The sequence below is a fragment of the Rhizobium giardinii bv. giardinii H152 genome, assembly GCF_000379605.1.
In the GTDB taxonomy this organism is placed as follows: domain Bacteria; phylum Pseudomonadota; class Alphaproteobacteria; order Rhizobiales; family Rhizobiaceae; genus Pararhizobium; species Pararhizobium giardinii.
In genome coordinates this window covers 1-1,362 of sequence record NZ_KB902595.1, presented here as the reverse complement: position 1 = coordinate 1,362, position 1,362 = coordinate 1, and the positions used below count along the sequence as shown (strand labels likewise).

Here is a 1,362-nt window from a genome sequence, read left to right as displayed (position 1 = left end):
TGATCGCTTTCCTGCAGACTTACAAGGTCTCATTCACCGCCGAGAACCTCGCGAGCGAAGACGATTTCTATACCTTCGTTTCCGAATCCGAGGCCTACCAATCCGCTACGGACGACTTGGTCGACGAGGTATTTCACGTCTTCTTTCATGACATAGGGTTCCTCCAAAGCTTCAACGAGCTGTGCGCGAGGTACATCGATGGTGCCGGTTTCGGTCAGGAGTTCTTGACGCAAGCCGGAACACTGAAGCGCGTGCCCATTCCAGCGTGGGTGCGTCGTGCGATCTTCCATCGCGACAAGGGGGAGTGCCGGGAGTGCAAGCGAAGCTTGGCAATGGTGATCAACCGCCTTGAGACCGAGCGCTACGACCACATAGTGCCATTGGCCCGGTTCGGTGCAAACGACGTCACGAACCTTCAGCTGCTGTGCGAACCCTGCAACCTCACGAAGGCCGCCAGTCTGCAGCCAGTTTCTCCCTTTTACCCCCGAGCGTACGCGCCCTGAGCGGGGTTTCCATAGCAAGGTTCTGCTTGGAAAGCGCCATTTCGGATGGGGTTGAGTCCCAAGGATTAGCGCGCTGATAAGGTAATCTCGAATTGTCAGCTGCTTAGGGAGGATTGTAGGTGTACCCGTACGGATGCCAATGCCTTTAGCCCCCTACACTATTCCCCACGCCCGAAACCTCCCCCTCCCCGTCATCTCCCTCAAGCCCAGCTCGCCGACGATCCTGACCGCCGCCTGCGGCGTCACACCGACCGCCTTGACGATCATGCCGGCCGACACCAGCGGCCGCGACAGCACCAGGTCGATCAGTTCGGGCAGTTTGGACGACTGACGCCGGCCGATCAGGCGCCGCTCCATTGCCTGCCGAGCAAGGGTCAGACGGTCATGCTCCTTGAGGCCGAACTCGGCGGCCGCGATGATGCCGGCGAGAAGCGCCAGTAACCGCGTTTCGCGATCGCGATGCCTGCGCCGCTCGACAGGTATGGACTTGAGCCCGAGATTGACCGCGGCCAGATGCGCTCCGGTCGTCAAGCCGGCTTGACGCAGTAATGACGCTGCCAGCGGCCGGCCGAGCCACGGCGCATGCTGCAGCACCTCCAAACCATTCCAGGCATCGAGGGCGACAATCGCCTGCAGCACAGGTGGAAAACTGTCGAGCTCGCGCAGGACGGCCCGCCATTCGCTGAGCCGTTCGTCCTCGTCCCAATCGAGATCGTAGACGAACGGATCCTTTTCGCGGCCGCCGGCGCGGCTTGGCGCCCTCGCCTCTGTGAGCGCCGCCTCGGAGCGAGCGATCACCGCATCAATGGCGGCAAACTCGGCGTCGAGCGGGCTGGCAACATCAGTAATATCCTCCCCC

Annotated in this window: 2 protein-coding genes; one reads left to right on the top strand and one right to left on the bottom strand. The window is 61.5% G+C overall.

The window, feature by feature from the left end; translation table 11 throughout:
* Positions 1-503, top strand: a 503-nt coding sequence (locus A3AY_RS37010; RefSeq protein ID WP_018325300.1) for an HNH endonuclease, incomplete at its 5' end; no start/stop codon positions are given.
* Between the two features lie 153 nt (positions 504-656).
* Here the strand turns inward: A3AY_RS37010 and A3AY_RS0108730 are convergent.
* A partial coding sequence (locus tag A3AY_RS0108730) for an RHE_PE00001 family protein (protein WP_018325299.1) occupies positions 657-1,362 on the bottom strand: 706 nt, incomplete at its 5' end.